12 protein-coding genes are annotated in these 20,742 nt (G+C 57.1%); 9 read left to right on the top strand and 3 right to left on the bottom strand.

Annotated features, from left to right (window positions below):
• Position 1: 1 nt before the first annotated feature.
• Entirely contained in the window at positions 2-4,612 is a 4,611-nt protein-coding gene (locus C5L39_RS03095; protein ID WP_123047412.1) for an Eco57I restriction-modification methylase domain-containing protein, read from the bottom strand.
• Between the two features lie 6 nt (positions 4,613-4,618).
• Positions 4,619-7,549: a DEAD/DEAH box helicase gene (locus C5L39_RS03090; RefSeq protein ID WP_123047797.1), complete on the bottom strand. Its 2,931-nt coding sequence runs from the start codon at positions 7,547-7,549 to the stop codon at positions 4,619-4,621.
• A gap of 96 nt (positions 7,550-7,645) precedes the next feature.
• Between C5L39_RS03090 and C5L39_RS03085 the strand changes: the two genes are divergently transcribed.
• The 3 genes from C5L39_RS03085 (at position 7,646) to C5L39_RS03075 (ending at position 11,255) form a co-directional block, all read left to right on the top strand.
• On the top strand, positions 7,646-8,305 hold the full coding sequence (locus tag C5L39_RS03085; RefSeq protein WP_123047411.1) for a hypothetical protein: 660 nt from the start codon (positions 7,646-7,648) through the stop codon (positions 8,303-8,305).
• 182 nt (positions 8,306-8,487) lie between these two features.
• Positions 8,488-8,757 (top strand): 30S ribosomal protein S15, encoded by a 270-nt coding sequence (gene rpsO, locus C5L39_RS03080; protein WP_123047410.1) that lies wholly within the window; start codon positions 8,488-8,490, stop codon positions 8,755-8,757.
• Positions 8,758-9,008: 251 nt separating this feature from the next.
• On the top strand, positions 9,009-11,255 hold the full coding sequence (locus C5L39_RS03075; RefSeq protein WP_123047409.1) for a polyribonucleotide nucleotidyltransferase: 2,247 nt from the start codon (positions 9,009-9,011) through the stop codon (positions 11,253-11,255).
• A 125-nt stretch (positions 11,256-11,380) separates the two neighbouring features.
• On the opposite strand, the gene C5L39_RS03070 is transcribed toward C5L39_RS03075, so the two are convergent.
• Entirely contained in the window at positions 11,381-12,070 is a 690-nt protein-coding gene (locus C5L39_RS03070; RefSeq protein WP_123047408.1) for an AMIN-like domain-containing (lipo)protein, read from the bottom strand.
• 170 nt (positions 12,071-12,240) lie between these two features.
• Between C5L39_RS03070 and dapB the strand changes: the two genes are divergently transcribed.
• The 6 genes from dapB (at position 12,241) to C5L39_RS03040 (ending at position 20,708) form a co-directional block, all read left to right on the top strand.
• Positions 12,241-12,987, top strand: coding sequence for a 4-hydroxy-tetrahydrodipicolinate reductase (gene dapB / locus C5L39_RS03065; RefSeq protein ID WP_123047407.1), 747 nt, complete (start codon positions 12,241-12,243; stop codon positions 12,985-12,987).
• A 2-nt stretch (positions 12,988-12,989) separates the two neighbouring features.
• Entirely contained in the window at positions 12,990-13,748 is a 759-nt protein-coding gene (gene thyX, locus C5L39_RS03060) for an FAD-dependent thymidylate synthase (RefSeq protein WP_123047406.1), read from the top strand.
• A gap of 89 nt (positions 13,749-13,837) precedes the next feature.
• Positions 13,838-14,746 carry a 4-hydroxy-tetrahydrodipicolinate synthase gene (gene dapA, locus C5L39_RS03055; RefSeq protein ID WP_123047405.1) on the top strand — a complete coding sequence of 303 codons (909 nt, stop codon included), beginning with the start codon at positions 13,838-13,840 and terminating at the stop codon, positions 14,744-14,746.
• Between the two features lie 2 nt (positions 14,747-14,748).
• Positions 14,749-16,944: a ribonuclease J gene (locus tag C5L39_RS03050; protein WP_123047404.1), complete on the top strand. Its 2,196-nt coding sequence runs from the start codon at positions 14,749-14,751 to the stop codon at positions 16,942-16,944.
• A gap of 70 nt (positions 16,945-17,014) precedes the next feature.
• Entirely contained in the window at positions 17,015-17,641 is a 627-nt protein-coding gene (locus C5L39_RS03045; RefSeq protein WP_245974858.1) for a TIGR03085 family metal-binding protein, read from the top strand.
• 85 nt (positions 17,642-17,726) lie between these two features.
• Positions 17,727-20,708, top strand: coding sequence for an FtsK/SpoIIIE family DNA translocase (locus tag C5L39_RS03040; RefSeq protein ID WP_123047402.1), 2,982 nt, complete (start codon positions 17,727-17,729; stop codon positions 20,706-20,708).
• Positions 20,709-20,742: the final 34 nt, after the last annotated feature.

Here is a 20,742-nt window from a genome sequence, read left to right as displayed (position 1 = left end):
GCTAGATCATCCCTTGATATTTGGCATAGGCAGCACGCAGATCGGCCTCTCGATCAAGCACCCGGAAGGGATACTCGAAGGTATAGGACACCTTAGATTGCGGGTGAATCCAAGTGCGATCTTGCTCGCTGAGTTGGGCATCAGCTTTGAGCTTCTTCTGAAGCTTGAGCACATCTTTGGCCACCTTGCGGCCGTGTGCATCAAAGTGATCTTCCTGGTCATAGCGGCGCATCACTGGGAATTGGGTGCGATAGATCATGCACAATTCATCCGCACTAATCCCTAACGACAACGCCACAATCGCATCGATCTCTATCTGCGCTTGCCGACGTTGTTCATCCAGCCGCAACGGAGTATCAACCGTCCATTCCTCCCCCGTGATCTCTTCCCAAAGCGGAGCATAGGCAGAGGTGAGGCAGTTGAGACGGAGGTAGAGACGAGCTGCCCGATCTGCCCAGTTACCTGAGAGATCAAAAGGCATTCCGCGAACTAAGTCGTTGAAGATATGCCCCGTTCCAGCTGACCTCACAAAATAATCAGCCAGAATACTACTCATCACTGCGCCAATAAGTGACAGTGCTGGAAGATCATTTGGGCAACGACAAGAGTTCACAGCATGAATATGTTTAGTCCCCGGAGGAATGATCGCTGGGTATAGAGTTCGAAAACCCGTGGTCGCTGCGAATTCCCGCCATGCAATCCGGAAGGTCGACGCCACCGGAACCTTCTCACCGTCTGCGCCCCAGTATCCGTAGTCGGCATCATAAGTCGGAATATCTCGGTTGGACAGATAGGCAGTCGCCGGAATGAAATCCTCCGGCATGGCCTCCAAATCGACCTCAGACCAATCTTTATTACTCTTCATCGTGGCATTAGGTTGCTTAACCATCGGTGTGGAGACCCCGAGGTGCGGCCCCTGAAGGATGACATCTGCCCAAGTATCTGGATGTTGCCAAGACGAGTCGAAGTAGCCTGCTTTTTTATCTGCTGTTTCATGCCAACCTGAGGAGAACTCCAGCCCAAGAGACTTCATCCGAGGTGCCTCCGATAGCTTCTTCAACACCGCTGCGGCCTGAGAGTTGACGGTGTAGACCATACGAGTCTCCAGCAGGGGAGTTTTGGGGTCTTCCAGGATTGATTTCCATACCTTGAGTTCATCTTCATTGACGTTGATGATGCGGTCTCGGTGGGGGCGCAGATCCCAATGTCCTGCGTTGTCTTTGAATCCGGGCAGTTCGCCAGTGCCGTTGTGGTGGAGTGAATCAAGGGCAGTTTGCGGGTGGTAAAGCGAGGTTGCGTTGAGGAAATTCGCATTTGTCCGAGGGGTTGAATAGACGTGAATACCGTATGTGACGTGATTGTCAATGTCGAAGAGCTTTAGCTCATTGACGAACTGCCAGTGACGACGGAGGCGTCGATAAGCACCGCTTCGCAGCGAAGCAGCTTTCTTCTCCGTGAAATGGGATTCAGGATGGATCAACGAGACCACGCCAGAATCAGCAGCATTAGCCCAGGTGCGTTCCATGAACCCGCGGTAGAGGTCAGGTTGTTGGCTTTTTAGATGCGGGTAGCTGGATAGATCACCTAGCACCGCAGCAGTGGCTACAGTCTCGCCAGTGCCTTTGACCACGGTGGTCTTTGACTCAGGATCTCTCCCAGTAAGTAATTCTCGCCGTTGACGCTTTTGCGCCTGGGTCGGCTTATGCGCGAGGTTAAACCACGGATCATGCTCCGAAAGCAGGGCATCAACGTCGGTCCGGGGACGAACCCACGGCGGATTACCCACCTGAAGGTCAAACCCACCACGCGACATCACCGAGGCGAAGTCTAGATCCCAATGGAAAAATGCCTGCTCTTTGGCAATCTTGCGGGCTACCTTCAACCACGGGTGGAGTTGATCAAGCTGATCTGCGGGCTTAGCCATCGAAAGCTCGATGTCGAATTTCTCAGTGGTGTCTAGTTCCTCCCACTGCAGACTAAATCCCAGTAGATACTGGCCCTTAGTCTTGACCTTGCTGGTGGTAGAAGAGCCGATGATATCGCGCAGAGTGAAGATCCACTCGTCGATATCCGGCAGGTTTACCGCCACGCCGTGTTCGACTACCACCTCAGTCAGCGGCCAGAACCACAGCGCGTTCCAGGCATTCATCACTAGCCGCAGGCGCTGGTAGGCACCATCGGCGTTGCGGAATAGCTCAGCCTCGATCTGCTGGCGGCCGATATTCTTGGCGGTTTTTTCGGTGTCTTTACCCCAAAGGTCAATATCCCTTCGGGCTTGATCTTCCGCGATACGCAAGCGCACCAACGCCAATTGCCAGAGGCGTTCTACCTGATGAGAGATGCCCTGTAGCTGTTTGATCTGTTGGGCAGTTAACCCCTTCTGGAGGGATTTGCGCCAGGCTTTAAGTGCTTTTTGCTCATCGCCAACGATATCTTTGAGGTCTTTAGCATCAGCCGTAGCCCCCCAGCCGTTGGAAGGCACCAGGAAGTGATGCACCCGGGAAGTCATTTTCGTTTCGACTTCTGGGTTATCGATGGCAGAGGCGAGAGTTTGTACTCCATCGCGCCTTGGTACCTGGGCGAGGTAGTTGCGGGTCTTGAGATCCTTGGTGGCGAACGTAGCCCGGCGCGTACCAATCAGCGAGTTGCCGTGGCGTAGGTGTAAGCCAAACCACGGGGCTTTAAGGTCTGCGGTCATGGTATCCAGCCAGAGAGAAATCTCGGCCAACTCCACAGCCGTCTTGTTCAGGTCCACTCCGTAGACTTGGTGAAGGGCAATATAGGCCTTGACCTTTTGTAGCTCCACGGTGCGTTCAGCTGCTGGAACCTGGCTGTCTAGCTCCCGCTCACGCAACTTGAGATAGAGCTCAGCTAATTGACGCACTGCTTCTACGGCGAAGGCACCAGAGCCCATCGCTGGTTCACAAATACTCACCGAGAGCACATCATCGGCGCTAGTTAGTCGACCTTCTTCCTGCAATACCTCGATAGCCTGACCGACAGTGAACTCCGTGAGCACCTGCGGACTATAGAAAGAAGCAGAGCGCTCCCGGTCGCGGGAGGATTGCCGGAACACGAATGCTCCAGCCTTATGCCGACGGTTGACCTTCTCTATCCCACCTTCGGCAGATTCTTGGTCAATCTGGACAAAGCAATCACCGGGTAGGCCATCGACTCGGTGCTCGGGCACAACCCACGAGCCCTTGGACGAATCCCCCTTGGGAGCTACCTCCAGCAAGTCTTCCCGGGCAATGAAGCCGGTATAGGACATCAAGCCCTCATAGACCTGACCCAATTCAGTCACCCCGAGGGTGGCGTAGGAAATAAACCCACGCTCTTGACCATTGCGCTGCCGAGTGAGCAATAGGTGTTCGAGCACGCGGTGCAGAGCATGGTTGGACAACCCGGAGCTATCAATAATCGAGGTAGCGGATGGCTGGAATAAGTCAGCGGAGAGGTTTCGGAACTCCAGACCTTCCTCACCAGCGGAATTATCATGCTCAGGATTGCTCTGGTTATGAGGATCATGGCCATGATCGACCAAACCGAACAGCAGATCCAAGCTTTGATAGAGGTGTGTTCCGCGCCGGGCTCGATCAGTTACCGGCTCGGAGAGAATCTGATCGCGCAGGCGGGAGAGCCCATAACCCTCGTCGTACTCCTGGGCACCGGTGGGCAGGATGTTGAGCTCAGGGGAAGCTTCGGCAAACAGCAGGAACAAGATGCGGTAGAGATAACGCAAAGACTGCTTGGCTAGTTCGTTGCCATCAATGTTCTCGGTGGGCAGCTGCTGCTGGCGGTGACGGTCCAACACATCATTGCCGATAATCTCGATGGAGGCTTTGACCGCACCACGTAATTCTTCAGAGACCTTGACAGCATGTTCGCGGGATTGCTCGATGGTCTGGGCCCACCAAGAAGTGCCATCGGCGGCCCGTTCGGTGTTTTCCCTCATCAACGAGACAGCTACCCGCTGCATCTCACCCTTGGATTTAAGGTCATTGCGCTCAATCGCTAGACCCAGATCAATAGCCAGGAAGCGGCCCAACGGCCAACTCTCACGCTCAGCGAGGATCACCCACGGTGCGGCAGTAATCACCACCATCGTCGGTGGGTTTTCAGAGAGGAAGATCTCGCTGACCAACTTGGCAGCAGGCATGGAGACAACTTTGTCCCCGTGGGATACCTCGCCGCGAGTGCTGGTAGTGAAGACATCTTCTGGCCCAGAAATAGGATCAGCAGCGATCACCGTGACACTAGAAGTGGGGGAGGCAATACCCATGAAACTCAGCTGCTGTTCGCCGCGTTCAACAATGAGCTTGCTGGTCTGTCCATAGCCAAGAGCATCACTAATCAGCCGATGAGTCTTATCAACCTGCGTCCTAGCATCAGGCCCATTGGGATCAAGCGTAGACAGCGCTAGCTGGAGATCATGACGCGCGGCGGTGAAACGGAGGAAAGGCGAAGCACCAGACTCTTGAGCTAGTTGGTTCCACTCCTTGATCCGATTAGCTACTTGCTTGCCAAAAGACTCTCCCTTGGTCTCATCGGTGGTCAGGTAGTGATCACTGATCCACTCCTCGACGTTGACGATGGAATCGAATGCTGCCATGACTGATTAACCTTCCTGTCCCAGTTGCGGGATAACCACCAGAAGCGGCCGGATGAGAGTTCTTTCGGGGGTCATTGATTTAAGGAGTGAGCGCTCTTGATCGATGAGGGGAGTGCTGCGCTTAATCGCCCTAGTACTAGCGCCAGAGTGGTGGTGTTGATCCCACTGCTCGGCTCGCTGGGACCAATGCTGAGTTCGCTCTTCGGCTTGGGTTCGGGCATCCTCACGAGTGAGATCCATGTGGCTGGTGGCTTCGGTGACAGCAGCGCTCAGGAGTGCCTTCAGATCCTCCGGAACAGTGGTTGTTCCCGTGTTGATTGCATTCTCACCTAGCCCTACGGCATTAAGCCAAGCAACCGGATCTGGGATGGTCTCGGCGCTGGCCCGAGGTATGCCTTCAGGTGCGTTCAGACCGAATTGCCCAGCGGTGGCAGTGATAAACGCGCGGGTGACCACTTGACCACGAGAATTGGTCAAAGTTCCCATCAATAAAACGGTGGGCTTAGCTACCTCGCCGGTTACTGCTGGAATCTCGTTTCGATTCATCGAGGACAGCGCTCGATCAGCTGCCCAATCCGACACTGGATGTAGGGGACCAAGGTAGTGCGCCTTGGGCCACGACTTCTCCGAATCTCCTTCTCTAGCTGCAGTGAGCTGCTGGTTTCCTCGGCTGAGCGTGGTCGCCAACATGAGATTTTCCTTGACCTTGCGATAGGAAAGATAGTCCTGCGGCAGGATATCCAACCGGCGGCGCAGATCCTCTGTCGGAGACAACTCCACGATCGCATTGCTGTGTTCTAAGAAATCCACCCCACCCTTATTCAACGAGGCCGAAGGCACGTTGTGGAAGGCCTCGTTGAGAGCGTCACGCAAATAGTCCACTTCTTGGGTATAGATACTGTCCCAAGCAGCTGTCGCCTGCTGATCCTCGATGCTTTCTGAAGCCTCCACCTCAGATAGGGAGAGGTCTTCAGTCAAAGTGTCATTGAGAGAGGCCAGCAACGCATCAATATCGAGGCTGTTATCTTCTACCTGCTCATCGGCGTTTTCGCGCCGGGCATGCGCACCGCTGAGGACTTCTTCTGGGGTGGCTACGGTTTGGTCGAAATCGCGTTGGCCCTGGAGCACCTTGCGGATCGCATCTTCCTCCCCACTGACACTGTGTTCACCCATCAAAGAGGATGCATCACCGAGCATGGAATGAGCCGCATGTTCGCGATCCATCAGCTTGGTCAGCACATGGAGCTCACCGATGGTGTCAGTACCCGCTGGGTCTAGGAGCAAGGTAGTGATTTGTGGCTGCTCGGTTTGCCCATAGCGGTCGATGCGACCATTGCGCTGCTGGATACGGATCAACGACCACGGAATGTCGTAGTGAACCAAGTTGTGGCACTGAGAATGCAAGTTCACACCTTCCGAGGCGACATCACCAGTAATTAGGATGCGCAGCTTGGTATCAGTTCTTTTGAACTCATCGATCAAACTCATTTGTTCGGTGTCAGAGAGCCCACCGTGCATGATTTTGACTGCCCCTTTGGGCATTTTCAGGTGCCGGCTGAGGTTGTCTTGTAGCCAATGCAGGGTGGCTACTCGCTCGGAGAAAATAACCACGCGGTTGGCAGAGCCCTTCTTCACCCCAATTGCAGCCAGATAATTCACCAAGGCCGCGTATTTTGCGGAGTTTTCTGGGGTGACCTTGCTGTTGAGCTCCGCTAGGTGCTCAAGGGCTTGGCGTTCTGAACTGGGGCCTGGAGTAATCCGAGACAGGCGACCTGCGACGGTTTCGGCCAAAGCAGCAGGGGAGGAGAGATATGCCTTGGTCAATGTCCACGGAAAGAGCCGATCCTTAGATACTGCGTTGGAACCAGGATGGGTCCAAGATTGGTGGAGTTCACGGGCCACCGCATTTTCCTCTGGGGAAGCATCGACCGGGATATTGTGTGGCTCTAAGCGCTTAGCCCACTTTGAACCGACGACCTGGGCAACCTCTGGCGTGTTGCGGTGTCGGCGGATGATCAACCGCTTAGCGGCGTCAGCATCAATGCGGCCATCGGGCAGCACCGACAGTGGATCGAGCAGCCGCAGAATCTCTTTGAAGGAGTTCGGATTACCGTTGTGCGGGGTAGCCGAGGCCAGAATCAACGATTCAGTGGTCGGCGCCAGCGTGCGGGCCAGCTCATTGTTCTTAGTGCCAGCATTGGTGGCGTTGTGGATTTCATCGATTACTACGGCATCCCAGCTGACCTTTTCCAGCTGTGCCCGGTATTTCGGTGATTTTAACGTATCCATAGACACGATCACCCGCGGATAGTAAGTAAAAGGATTTCGGGAGGCAGGTAATTTTTGCCTAACCTGCTGAATGCCGACAGAATCCAGTCGAACCAACGGAATAGAAAAGCGAGTCCATAGTTCCTGTTGGAACTGCTCCATCACGTGCTTTGGAGTAACCACCAGGATGCGTTGTCCGCGTCCGCGTCGGATGAGCTCGGCCAAGATCATGCCGATTTCTAGGGTCTTGCCCAGACCAACGGCATCAGCCAAGAGGATTCGCGGCCGGGTGTTCTCCGCCGAGAGGGCACGTCGTACTGCTGAGAGCTGGTAATCCAGTGGGTCAGCGAGCATTCGTGTAGCTACCGAGAGCTCTCGCTGATAGAGCGGTATCGGAGTCTGCCGCAGTGTGGACTCAATCCACAAACGAGCATGGCGATAGCCAGGGGAGTCATCGGGAGTGACTTCTACTTGCGTGGGATCAAAGACCCGCACCTCATCGAGGGCAGTATAAAAAGTAGCGGTGCTATCTCGTACATAATCAGATAATCCTCGCACCTTGAGGCGAAAACCATCAGTAGATCTAGCAACCCCAGTTACTAGCCACTGTTCATCGCGGACCTCTACGGTCACGCCGGGCGAAAGCTGATCGGTATTGGTGAAAGACATGAGAATTAGATTAACAGCCAATACGCTCACGCTGGACCACTAACCTGCACATACGTTCGCAATACCGGGCCGGCTTTTATTACTAGACTGGCGGATATGAATCCAGTTGGAATGTCTAAAGATCTGAGAACTAAATCTCTGTTGGCGTTCTACTTTGGTGGTGCTGTGGCGCGTGATCTCAATTTTGATCATGTGGACACTATTCGGAATGTTTCTAAGCGTGCCTACCGGGATGTTAATCGGACGATGCATGGCATTGGCGCTCTCAAGAATGCTGATGCCTTACGCGCGGAAATATATGCCTCGGTAATCAAGTTTGTGGCTGGGCTGGAGGAGTTTTCACACAAAGAACTCGGACCGCACACTCAGGAGGAGTTCAATCAGCTACATCGCGCGTGGTGTCTTGAAGCGATTGAAACTTTCTCCCGGTTTCCACATCACCAGCGGCCAGATTTTGGTCTGCACTACGGCCAAGCTCAGAAATGGCTGAATATGACACTGAAGTACCTAGCAGTGTTGGACCATCCTCAGGTGCGCTATGCCTATCCCTACCTCCACGTGCCGCTAGATTCGGTGGTATTCCGAATGGCTGAGGAGGATTTGAAGGTCAAGGAACCTTCGCTCAAGTGGTCAAGACTTGGTGAGAAAGCCTATCTTGCTTATCAAGATGAGCTCTATGCCGCGGTGAATGCTGATAGTACAATCACTAGATCAGTGATGGACTGGGAAGCTGAATATTGGATCAAGGGACTGTAATCCCTTGCAACCTCCACACCACGCCCAGGGATTTGGCCCAAGCACCTGCCAGCAGGTAATATCCGACGAGGCTTATTAGCGACTGCGGTCCGCAGCAGTTGCGCCACACCGAAGCTAGAGATTCTCTCAAAGCATCGGACTTACATTTCATGCGGTCTGAAAAAACGAAAGAAGCTTAAATCATGGCTCTTACTTCCGAGCAGAAGTCTGCAATCCTTTCCGAGTACGGCGTCCACCCGACCGACACCGGCTCTCCCGAGGCTCAGGTTGCAATGCTGACCTACCGCATCAACTCCCTGACCGAGCACCTCAAGACCCACAAGCATGACCACCACTCCCGTCGTGGCCTGCTTCTGCTGGTCGGTCGTCGTCGCAGCATGCTCAAGTACTTGGCTGCTACCAACATCGATCGCTACCGTGACCTGATCGCCCGCTTGGGCCTGCGTCGCTAATTGCGTCACCGAGCACTGTTAGTGCTCGCTTCACCCGCTGCATCTTCCCCTTGGAGAAGATCGGCGGGTTTTGTCGTTTTTTTAGGTGCTGGGGAAGCTGGGGGAGTTGGGGTTAAAAGGGGGCCGTCGATAAGCGGCATATGGTCTGGGTGTAGGTAGCTGGTAGGGTGGGAATTCGTTGTATCTAATGGACAGCACTACCGGTGGCACCGATGATCGCCGAAGATGATCTCTGAGGAGAGAAAATACATATGAGCAGTACCCCCAATGTGGCATTCAACGTCGATGAAGATTTCGGCGTCACTGAAGCAGTAGCCACGATTGACAACGGTGATTTCGGTACCCGCACCGTTCGTTTTGAAACCGGCCAGCTGGCCCGCCAGGCTGGTGGCTCCGTCACCACCTACCTCGATGATGACAACATGATGCTGGCCACCGTTACCGCATCCAACTCCCCGCGCGAGGGCCTGGATTTCTTCCCGCTGACCGTTGATGTGGAAGAGCGGATGTACGCCGCTGGTCGCATCCCCGGTTCCTTCTTCCGCCGTGAGGGTCGTCCCTCCACCGATGCGATCTTGGCTTGCCGTCTGATCGATCGCCCGCTGCGTCCGACCTTCGTCAAGGGTCTGCGCAACGAGGTCCAGGTCGTCATCACCGTGATGTCCCAGGACCCGGAAGATTACTACGATGTCGTTGCTATCAACGGCGCTTCCGCTGCCACTCAGCTCTCAGGCCTGCCGGTCTCCGGGGCCGTCGGCGGCGTGCGCATCGCCCTGTTGGTCGATGACAAGCACCCCGCCGGCCAGTGGGTTGCCTTCCCGACCCACGCTCAGCGTGAACTGTGCATCTTCGAGATGGTCGTCGCCGGCCGTATCGTCGAGCGCAAGCAGGGCCGCCGCAAGGTCGAAGATGTCGCCATCATGATGGTGGAAGCTGGCGCTGGCAACAACGTCGTCGATCGCGTCAAGCAGGGCGCTCCCGCCCCGACCGAGTCCACTGTTTCTGAGGGCCTGGAGGCTGCCAAGCCGTTCATCGCCACCCTGTGCAAGGCTCAGGCCGGTTTGGCCGAGCGCGCTGCCAAGGAAACCCAGGACTTCCCACTGTTTCCCTCTTACACCGACGAAATCTTCGCCGCTGTGGAGAAGAAAGCCAGCAACAAGCTCACCCAGCTGCTGACCCACAAGGGCAAGCAGGAGCGCGATGACGCTACCAACGAGCACATGGTGCAGGTTGAAGAGCAGCTCCTCGAGCGCTTCGAGGATGCCTCCAAGCAGATTCGTGCAGCCTATAACGCACTGATGAAAAAGATCGTGCGCAACAAGATCCTCACCGAGGGCTTCCGTATCGACGGCCGCGGTGTCGCTGACATCCGTGACCTCGGCGTCGAGGTCGAGCTAATCCCGCGCGCACACGGTTCCTCGCTCTTCGAGCGCGGCGAGACCCAAATCCTGGGTGTGACCACCCTGGACATGCTCAAGATGGTCCAGCAGATTGATTCGCTGTCCCCGGAGACCTCCAAGCGCTACATCCATCACTACAACTTCCCGCCGTACTCCACCGGTGAGACCGGCCGCGTGGGTTCGCCCAAGCGCCGCGAAATCGGCCACGGTGCACTCGCCGAGCGCGCATTGCTGCCGGTGATTCCTTCCCGCGAGGAGTTCCCCTACACCATCCGCCAGGTCTCTGAGGCTCTGAGCTCTAACGGCTCTACCTCGATGGGCTCGGTTTGTGCCTCGACTCTGTCGATGTACAACGCTGGTGTGCCGCTGCGCGCACCGGTGGCTGGTATCGCCATGGGCTTGGTCTCCGGCGAGATCAACGGTGAGACCGAATACGTCGCACTGACCGACATCCTCGGTGCTGAGGACGCTTTCGGTGACATGGACTTCAAGGTCGCAGGTACCTCCGAGTTCATCACCGCCCTGCAGCTTGATACCAAGCTCGACGGCATTCCTTCTAAGGTCCTGACCGAGGCTCTCGAGCAGGCTAAGGAAGCCCGCACCGAGATCCTCAAGACCATGGCTGAGGTCATCGAAGCTCCGGACGAGATGTCCGCACTGGCTCCGAAGATCACCTCCGTGAAGGTCCCGATGGCTAAGATCGGCGAGCTCATTGGCCCGAAGGGCAAGACCATCAACTCGATCACCGAGGAGACCGGCGCCGATATCTCCATCGAAGATGACGGCACCGTCTACGTCTCCGCTGCTACCGGCGAGTCTGCCAATGCCGCGATCGAGCGCATCAACTCGATTGCTAACCCGCAGCTGCCCAAGGTCGGCGAGCGTTTCTTGGGCACCGTAGTCAAGACCGTGCCTTTCGGTGCATTCGTGTCCTTGACCCCGGGCCGTGACGGCTTGGTCCACATCTCCAAGCTCGGTGGCGACAAGCGCATCGAGAAGGTAGAAGACGTGGTCAACGTTGGCGACAAGATCCAGGTCGAGATCGCTGACATCGACAACCGCGGCAAGATCTCGCTGGTTCCGGTCGAAGAGGACTAGTAGTTCTTAACTCTTAGGAGTGGCAACGGCCCGCCTGGTACTTTCCCTTATCTGGAAAGCCACCAGGCGGGCCGTTTTTTCTATTCTTGACTGTGCCTGTGAGCTAACAGGCATACGTAGAAGGTTTACTCAGCGACGAAATCAATGACTAGCCGGGCGGGATCTTCCAAAAAGGTCACGGAGTAGGGAAGGACTCGGTCCATGCCGATGACGTATTCGCTACGAGCTTCAAACAGGCTGGAGTAGACAACTTCATTGATAACGCCTGCACCAGCGGTAGTCTCATCCGCCATTTCATCTGCGGATTCCTCATTGGGGTAGGGGGTATAGAAGATCGCGACTTTGAGGGCGATCTCGCCGTCGACCTCAACGGGGAAGCCAGAGGCTTGTTGGATGGGGTTATCGGTGTAATAGGTATTCCAGCCTGGGGTGCCAGTGCCAGATAGATCAAATACCACTCGGTCAAAGCCTTCATGGCTGCCGACTCGCACGCCGGTGACCATCCAGTCGGAGGCACCCTCAGAGGAGTTTTGCTTGCCTGCCAAGCTCGCCTCCCCGAGGGCAGAAGCATCGGAAGCGCTGGTAGCCGAGGTGGTAGTTTCCGAGAGCGTGTCGGTAGCGCTGGCAGATGGCAATGGCGCGGGGGCTGCGGTGGAGGTAACCGTCAGCGGTGCTACCGAGCTGGGGGCGGAATTAGCTGCCGAAGCAGTGCCGTCGCGCCCATCATCGACGCTCGTGCAGGCGCTGAGGACCAGCGAGCCGGCGGCCAAGGCTCCGACAGCGGACAACCGATGGAGGTGGGTGAGAGTGCTCATGGTTTCCCACGTTAGCGGTTGTCGGCTCAACATCGGCAGAATTGGGGAGGACAAGGCGGTGAGTGGCGCCTGTGCGCAGGCAGGGGCAAAGCGACCGTCGAGAAGCAGGGGGCAAGGTCCACGGCCTAGACTGGCAAGCTGGTAGCAAACATCTGACACAGGAGGAATGCATGACGATCAAGGTTGGAGTTCTCGGAGCTAACGGGCGAGTGGGATCAGCAGTATGCGATGGCGTGGAAGCCGCGGATGATCTGGAACTAGTCGCACGTATTGATAGCAGTGATGACCTGCACACCCTGGTGAGCTCTGGTACCCAGGTGATTGTTGATTTCACCACGCCAGATGTGGTCATGGACAATCTTGAGTTTTGCATCAGCCACGGCATCCACTGTGTGGTTGGCACCACCGGTTTTGACGCCGATCGCTTGGCCACCGTGGAGTCCTGGTGCGCGGCTGAAGGCGCGGGCAACCTACTTATTGCCCCGAACTTTGCTATCTCTGCGGTACTGGCGATGACCTTTGCTAAGCAGGCCGCTAAGTTCTTCGACTCCGCTGAGGTCGTGGAATACCACCATCCCAATAAGCTGGACGCACCTTCTGGCACCGCAGTCCATACTGCCCACGGCATTGCCCAGGCACGTAAAGATGCTGGTCTTGGTCCGATTCCGGATGCCACCACGCAGTCGCTCGAAGGGGCACGAGGTGCGAATGTTGATGGCGTGCGCGTACACGGAGTGCGTATGACCGGCATGGTTGCGCACGAAGACATCATCTTCGGCACCCAGGGCCAAACCCTGACTATCCGCCAGGATTCCTATGACCGCACCTCCTTCGTTCCCGGAGTGTTGGTGGGCGTGCGCGGAATCGGCTCCCACGACGGACTGACCGTGGGACTCGACGGCTACCTGGAGATCTGATCGTGGCCAGAGCCGTCGAACTTGACGTTCAGTTGATCGCAGCGACCTCGTTTACCCCACCAAACGGGGTGGATTGGGTGGCCGATGAGAGCGCCTCCGATGCTGAAGCCTTGGTGGAGTTTTCCGGGCGTGCTTGTTATGAGTCTTTTAATAAGCCCAACCCGCGCACCGCAGCCAACGACGCTTATCTTCGCCACATCATGGAAGTTGGCCACACTGCGCTGCTGGAGCATGCCAGCGCGACCCTGTATATCCGCGGGCTATCGCGCTCAGCCAGCCATGAGTTGGTCCGGCACCGGCACTTTAGTTTCTCGCAGCTATCCCAGCGCTTTGTCCACCCCGATGATGCCGAAGTTGTGGTGCCGCCGCTGATCAACGAAGACCCGCAGCTGCGTGAATTACTACTCAATGCCGTCGATGAGACTCGGTTTGTCTACCAAGAGCTGCTCGACGCCCTCGAGGAAAAGCTGCAGGATGAGCCCAATGCTCTACTGCGAAAAAAGCAGGCCAGGCAGGCTGCTCGGAGCATTCTGCCCAATGCCACCGAGTCCCGCATCGTGGTCAGCGGTAACTTTCGCACCTGGCGACATTTCATCAGCGCGCGTGCCACAGAACATGCAGATGTAGAGATCCGGGCCTTGGCAGTTGCCTGTTTGCGCCGTTTGACCGAGCAATCCCCAGCGCTGTTTTCTGACTTCCAGATCACCACGCTAGATGATGGTTCTGAGATGGCTGTTAGCCCCTATGTCGCAGAATTCTAAGCAGGGGCTCATGGGTTGTTAGGCAGTCCTAGCTAGACGCGTGAGGGCAATGCGCCGGAAACTACCGGGAACAGGTACTCTTAACCACCATGAGTACAGGTTTGACAGCGCAGACCGGAGCCGAACACTTCGGTACCGTCAGCGTCGCCATGGTCACCCCTTTTGACCGTGACGGCGCCCTAGATATTGAAGCTGGACGGCACCTCGCCGCGTATTTGGTTGATAATGGCCTTGACGCGTTGGTTCTTGCGGGAACCACGGGGGAGTCTCCGACGACTTCGGTTGCTGAAAAACTAGACCTGCTCAAAGCAGTGAAGGAAGAAGTAGGCGATCGCTGCAAGCTGATCGCCGGCGCTGGTACTAATGACACCGCCGCCTCCATAGAGCTGGCACGGGCTTCCGCTCAGGCAGGCGCAGATGCGCTTCTAGTGGTCACCCCGTATTACTCGAAGCCCAGCCAGGAGGGCGTCTTCCAACACTTCTCGGCAGTCGCCGGGGCCACTGATCTTCCCGTGTGCCTCTACGACATCCCCCCGCGTTCGAGCATCCCGATTGCCGCGGATACCATCCGCCGCTTGGCGGAGATCCCCAATATTTTGGCGGTCAAGGACGCAAAGGGCAATATGGCCGAATCCGCTGTACTGATGCGGGAAACAGGTCTGGCCTGGTACTCCGGCGACGATCCACTGAATATCCCTTGGCTCTCACTGGGAGCTACTGGTTTCATCTCCGTCGTCGGCCACGCCGCACCCCGTGCCCTGCGTGAGCTACACACAAGTTTCGAGGAAGGCGACCTCGCCCGTGCGCGGGAAATCAACGCCACTGTACTGGCCCCGCTGATCTCCGCTCAGGCACGCCTGGGTGGAGCCAGCATGGCTAAATCAGCCCTGCGCTTGCAGGGCATCGAGGTTGGAGACCCGCGTCTTCCAGTCGTCGCCTGCGATGAGCAGGAGATTGCTGGTCTCCGCCGTGACATGGAAAAGGCTGGAGTCCTTTAAATATGACTGAATCCCGTAATCGTCCCCGGAAGGTCACCCGCAAAGCGGGTCCGCCGGAGGCCAACAGCGGAGCTGAGAACAACACCGCAGCTGAATCGCCGGTCTTCCAAGCACCTACCACGGAGACGAACGGCGGCAGCCCGAAGGCAGCCGCCGACACCACGGGGGCTTCTGCAGCACCCGAAAAGAGTGAGAACAACCGTGGTGGCGAGAACAACCGTGGCGGAAACCAGGGCGGAAACCAGGGCGGAAACCGCTCTCGTAACGGCAGCAACAAGCGTGGCGGCCGCGGTGGCCGTGCTCGTAACAACAACTCTGAGCGCGGCGGAAACCAGGGCGGAAACTCCCATGGTGAACGCGGCGGCAATCAGGGTGGCAACCGCAACCGGAACCGTAACCGCAATGACCACAACGGTGGCGGTCGACGCAACGTCGTTAAGTCCATGCAGGGCGCGGATCTGACCAAGCGTCTGCCGGCCCCGCCGCCTGCACCTAGCAATGGCCTGCGCATCTACGCTCTCGGTGGTATTTCCGAAATCGGCCGCAACATGACGGTCTTCGAATACAACAACCGTCTGCTCATCGTTGACTGTGGCGTTCTCTTCCCCTCTTCCGGTGAGCCGGGTGTAGACCTGATCCTGCCGGACTTCGGTCCGATCGAAGATCACCTGCACCGCATTGACGCACTCGTGATCACCCACGGCCATGAGGATCACATCGGAGCTATTCCGTGGCTGCTCAAGCTGCGCCCGGATCTGCCGATCTTGGCCTCGCGCTTTACTCTCGCGCTGATCTCGGCCAAGTGCCAGGAACATCGCCTGCGCCCGAAGCTGATCGAGGTCAACGACAAGTCTGACGAAAACCGTGGACCGTTCAACATTCGGTTCTGGAATGTTGACCACTCCATTCCGGACTGCTTGGGCTTGGCTATCAAGACCGGCGCCGGCTTGGTCATCCACACCGGTGACATCAAGCTTGATCAGACCCCGCCGAGTGGCCGTCCCACCGACCTGCCGGCACTGTCTCGCTTCGGCGATGAGGGCGTCGACCTGATGCTGTGCGACTCGACCAACGCCACCACCCCGGGTGTCTCCGTCTCTGAGGCTGAGGTCATCCCGACCCTGAAGCGTCTGATCGGTGAGGCTAAGCAGCGCGTTATTCTCGCTTCTTTCGCTTCCAACGTCTACCGTGTGCAGGCTGCCGTGGATGCCGCAGTGGCCAATGGTCGCAAGGTTGCCTTCAACGGCCGCTCGATGATCCGCAACATGGAGATCGCCGAGAAGCTGGGCTACCTCAAGGCACCGCGTGGCACCATCATCTCGATGGAAGAAGCTTCCCGTCTGGCTTCCCACAAGGTCCTGCTGATCACCACCGGTACCCAGGGTGAGCCGATGGCAGCACTGTCTCGCATGGCACGTCGTGAGCACCGTCAGATCACCGTCCGTGATGGCGACATGATCATCCTGTCCTCTTCGCTGGTTCCCGGCAACGAGGAAGCTGTCTTCGGTGTCATCAACATGCTCGCGCAGATTGGCGCGACTGTGATCACCGGCTCGGACGCCAAGGTCCACACCTCTGGCCATGGCTACTCCGGCGAACTGCTGTTCCTCTACAACGCAGCTCGTCCGAAAAACGCCATGCCCGTCCACGGCGAGTGGCGCCACCTGCGCGCCAACAAGCAGCTGGCTATCTCTACCGGCGTCGACCCGAACAATGTCGTCCTGGCACAGAACGGCGTCGTCGTCGATCTGGTTGATGGCCACGCCAAGGTCGTTGGACAGATCCCAGTGGGCAACCTCTACGTCGATGGCGTGACCATGGGCGATGTGGATGCTGACGTGCTTGCAGATCGCACCAGCCTCGGTTCTGGCGGTCTGATCTCGATCACCGCCGTGATTGATAACCGCACCGGCCGGTTGCTGGAGTCTCCGACGGTATCGACCAAGGGCTTTTCTGATGATGCCAAGGCCATGATGGCCGAGGTTCGTGAGCTCTCGGAGAACACGCTCAATGATCTGGCAGCGGAAGGGGAGAACAACCCCTACCGGATGGTTCAGCAGCTGCGCCGCAAGGTCTCTCGTTTTGTGGAGCAGAAGTGGCGTCGTTCCCCGATGATCCTGCCGACGGTGGTCCCGATGTCCTCTGAGGACCGGAGCATCGATGAGTCGGATCTGAAGGCTACTCGCCCTTCGCTCTAACTGATCTCTATCTGAGCTAAGCCCATGCACCCTGGCACTGTCACAAGAACTCGTGGCTATGCTGGGGTGCATGACTTTTGCCAGTACCGAACGAAGTAGCCTTGCCAAGCTCATGCTCGAACTAGGACCGGATGCTCCGACCCTCTGTGAAGGGTGGACCACTCAGGACATGGCTGTCCATCTGTTGATCCGAGAAAACCAGCCGCTAGCTGCCGGCGGAATGTTTGTCCCGGCTCTTTCTGATGTGTTGGACAAGGCCACGGCGAAGGCCAAAGCACGGGACTACACAGAGGTGGTGTCTGAATGGGCGGCTGGTCCAGCCAAGTTCAGCCCGGTCCGCTTGATTGATCCGTTGATGAATACCGCTGAGCATTTCATCCACCATGAGGATGTGCTCCGCGGATCGGGTGAGATCAATCCCCGCGAGCTAAGCCACGTGGTTAACGGTCAGCTGCACAAGGCACTGTCGACTATGGGGCGCAAGATGTTGTCAAAGAGTCGGGTGCCAGTTGTACTTCTCCCCACCGATTTTCCGCGCATTGTGGCGGCAGATCAGAAGGGAGTTTCCCCGGATGGGGAGGCAGTGGTTCGGGTATCGGGCGATGTTGGAGAGCTATTGCTGTGGGCCTATGGTCGCGATGCGGTCAAGATCACGGTGGAGGGTGACCCGGAAGATATTAAGAGGTCAGGCGTGTAGGCTTGACTTCTCTATGAAAAATTGCGTGGCTCCTATCGGTGTGGCTGATGTGAATAGTGTGGTCTGAACTACTACAGTTGGGCCCATGTCTGCACGTAACTCGGCGCCCCGCACCACCAAGCGCTCATCTTCCCGGACCGGCGAGGTCGATCGAACCCGCCCGTCCGGGAGCACTCGTTCGCGGACGGCCAATAACAGCCCATCAGCGGCTCCTGCTACCTCGGCGTTCCGCGCAGCCGAGACCTCCCAAGAGCGAACCGGCAGTGCCTTCCGCGCCGTCGGTGATGGAATCGGGACGGTATTTTCCGCCACTGCCCGCGGGCTCGGCGGGCTCACTCGCTCCATCTCGGCCAGATCTCAGTCTGATGAGGATGGGCTTTTCGAGGATGATTCGGCCACCACGGTGATCTCCCGGAAAGACTCCGCTAGCAAAAAAAATACCAAGAAGGAGACTGGGACCACGAAGTCCAAGAGTGCTCGATCGGAAGCTACAGAAGATGTAGATGAGCTCGAGGATGCAGAAGCAGACCTTGATGGATTGGCATTAATCCTCATTGGCTTAGCCGCCGTATTAGGCGCCTCAGTCTGGTTAGATATCGCTGGCCCGATCGGCGCTGCCATCTCCACTGCCGTCCACCTCATTATTGGCGCCGGAGCCCTAGTGCTTCCCGTGGCTTTGGTTGGCTTGGCCGTCGTACTCATGCTCAATCTGCGACAAAGCCCGGGCAATCGAACCCGAGTAGCGGTGGGAACCTCCCTGATCATTATCTCCATGCTGGGATTAGTGCACCTATTCGCTGGCAATCCGAGCGATTGGGAATCCCGCAGCCGCGCGGGCGGTGCTGTTGGAGCTTGGACGGGTGGCTTCTTGGCCGCAGGTTTTAGCTCCTATGTCGCGATCCCGCTGTTGATCTTGGTCATCATCTACGGCGCACTGAAGGTCACCGGGATCACCACCCGCCAGGCTTTCGGATATCTGCGCGAGCTTATCGACGCCCGCCTTAACCGTCCCGATCGCGATGATCTGGACAACCAAGAAGAAGACGATCTTTATGCCCATGTGGCCGAGGACATCGAAGACCGCGCGCAAGGTCGAGAGCCTGCCCGGCGCGAGATCCGGGAACCGCGTGTCCGTAAACCACTAGCTAGCCCGCGCAGGACTCCGCTGGAGAACTACCCGCTCGATAGCGAAGAAGACCACGAGGGACAGTTCGAGCACGACACCGAACACAAGCTATTCGAGACTCCGGAAAAGCCGCGCGCGCAGAAGCCGAAACCGCCGGTCAAAGAAACCACCGACACCGAAGAGTTCCCGGCAGTCGTTCCGCCAGCCAGCGGAGACGTGGTCGATCAGTCGCGGGAAGCAATCCGCCAGGCCATCGTTGCTAGATCTGGAATTGATCCGAGTGCGATCCCTGCCGCTACTCCGAAATCTGAGCGCGAGGAGCAGCTGCCAGAAACGGCTCCTCGTCTCCCCGAAAGTGAGTCCAATTATCAGCTACCGAGCACCGATCTGCTGGTAGCCGGACAGCCGCCGAAGACTCGCACTGAGACCAATGACCGCATGATTGAGGCAATCACTGGCGTCTTTGGCGAGTTTAAGGTCGATGCCGTGGTGACCGGATTCTCTCGTGGTCCGACCGTGACTCGCTATGAGGTGGAGCTAGGTCCAGGTGTGAAGGTCTCCAAGATCACCAACCTGCAGTCCAACCTTGCCTACGCCGTGGCCAACGACAATATTCGTCTGTTGACTCCCATCCCCGGCAAATCCGCCGTGGGCATCGAGGTGCCCAACTCTGACCGTGAGATGGTCCGGTTGGCAGATGTACTCAACGCCCCGGCCACTCGCGGAAACCATGACTCCATGCTGATCGCTTTGGGCAAGGATATTGAGGGTGAGTTCGTCTCAACCAGCATTCAGAAGATGCCGCACCTCTTGGTTGCCGGTTCCACCGGCTCAGGTAAATCTGCCTTCGTGAACTCTCTGCTGGTCTCCTTGCTCACTCGAGCCACTCCTGAAGAGGTTCGACTGATCCTGGTTGATCCGAAGATGGTGGAGTTGACTCCCTATGAAGGTATTCCGCACCTGATCACCCCGATTATCACGCAGCCGAAAAAGGCAGCGACAGCATTGCAGTGGCTGGTCGAGGAAATGGAACAGCGCTACATGGATATGAAGTCGGCCAAGGTTCGACACATTAAGGACTACAACCGCAAGGTCATCTCCGGCGAGATTCAAGCCCCTGCCGGTTCCCAGCGCGAATACCGCCCGTACCCGTTTATCGTCTGTGTCGTCGACGAGCTGGCCGACCTGATGATGACCGCACCGAAGGAAATCGAAGAGTCCATCGTGCGCATCACTCAGAAGGCACGTGCTGCCGGCATCCACCTCGTGCTGGCTACCCAGCGGCCCTCGGTTGATGTGGTTACCGGTTTGATCAAGACGAATGTTCCCTCCCGTCTGGCCTTTGCTACCTCATCGCTGATCGACTCTCGAGTCATCCTCGACCAAGGCGGAGCAGAAAAGCTCATCGGTATGGGTGACGCACTATTTATTCCACAGGGCGCTGGCAAGCCACAGCGACTACAGGGATCCTTCGTCACCGATGATGAGATCCAAGCGGTGGTGGATGCTGCCAAGAACCAAGCCGAGCCCGATTACACCGAGGGTGTGACCGAGGACAAGGCAGCCGAAGCTAAAAAGAGTATCGACGCCGATATCGGCAAGGATCTTGACGATCTACTCGAAGCCGTCGACCTGGTGGTTAACTCACAACTGGGTTCTACCTCGATGCTCCAGCGCAAGCTGCGCATCGGCTTCGCTAAGGCAGGTCGCCTCATGGACCTGATGGAAACCCGCGGTGTCGTAGGCCCCTCCGAGGGGTCAAAAGCACGAGACGTGTTGGTCAAGCCCGATGAGCTAGAGACCATCATCTGGATGATTAAGGGCGCCAATCCTGAAGACGCCCCGAAAGAAGATAGCGGGGAGGACCAAGTGTCAGCGGAGGATGCCTCCGAGACTCGAACTGTCCAGGCCACCTACAATCCTTCTGCGGGCGCCTTCTAAGTAGCTCTGCTGGCTCTTTGCCTGCCCTCTTGTC

Origin of the sequence: Corynebacterium alimapuense (assembly GCF_003716585.1) — a bacterium.
GTDB lineage: Bacteria > Actinomycetota > Actinomycetes > Mycobacteriales > Mycobacteriaceae > Corynebacterium > Corynebacterium alimapuense.
The sequence above is the reverse complement of the archived record's forward strand: the minus strand, read 5'-3'. Positions and strand labels throughout refer to the sequence as shown.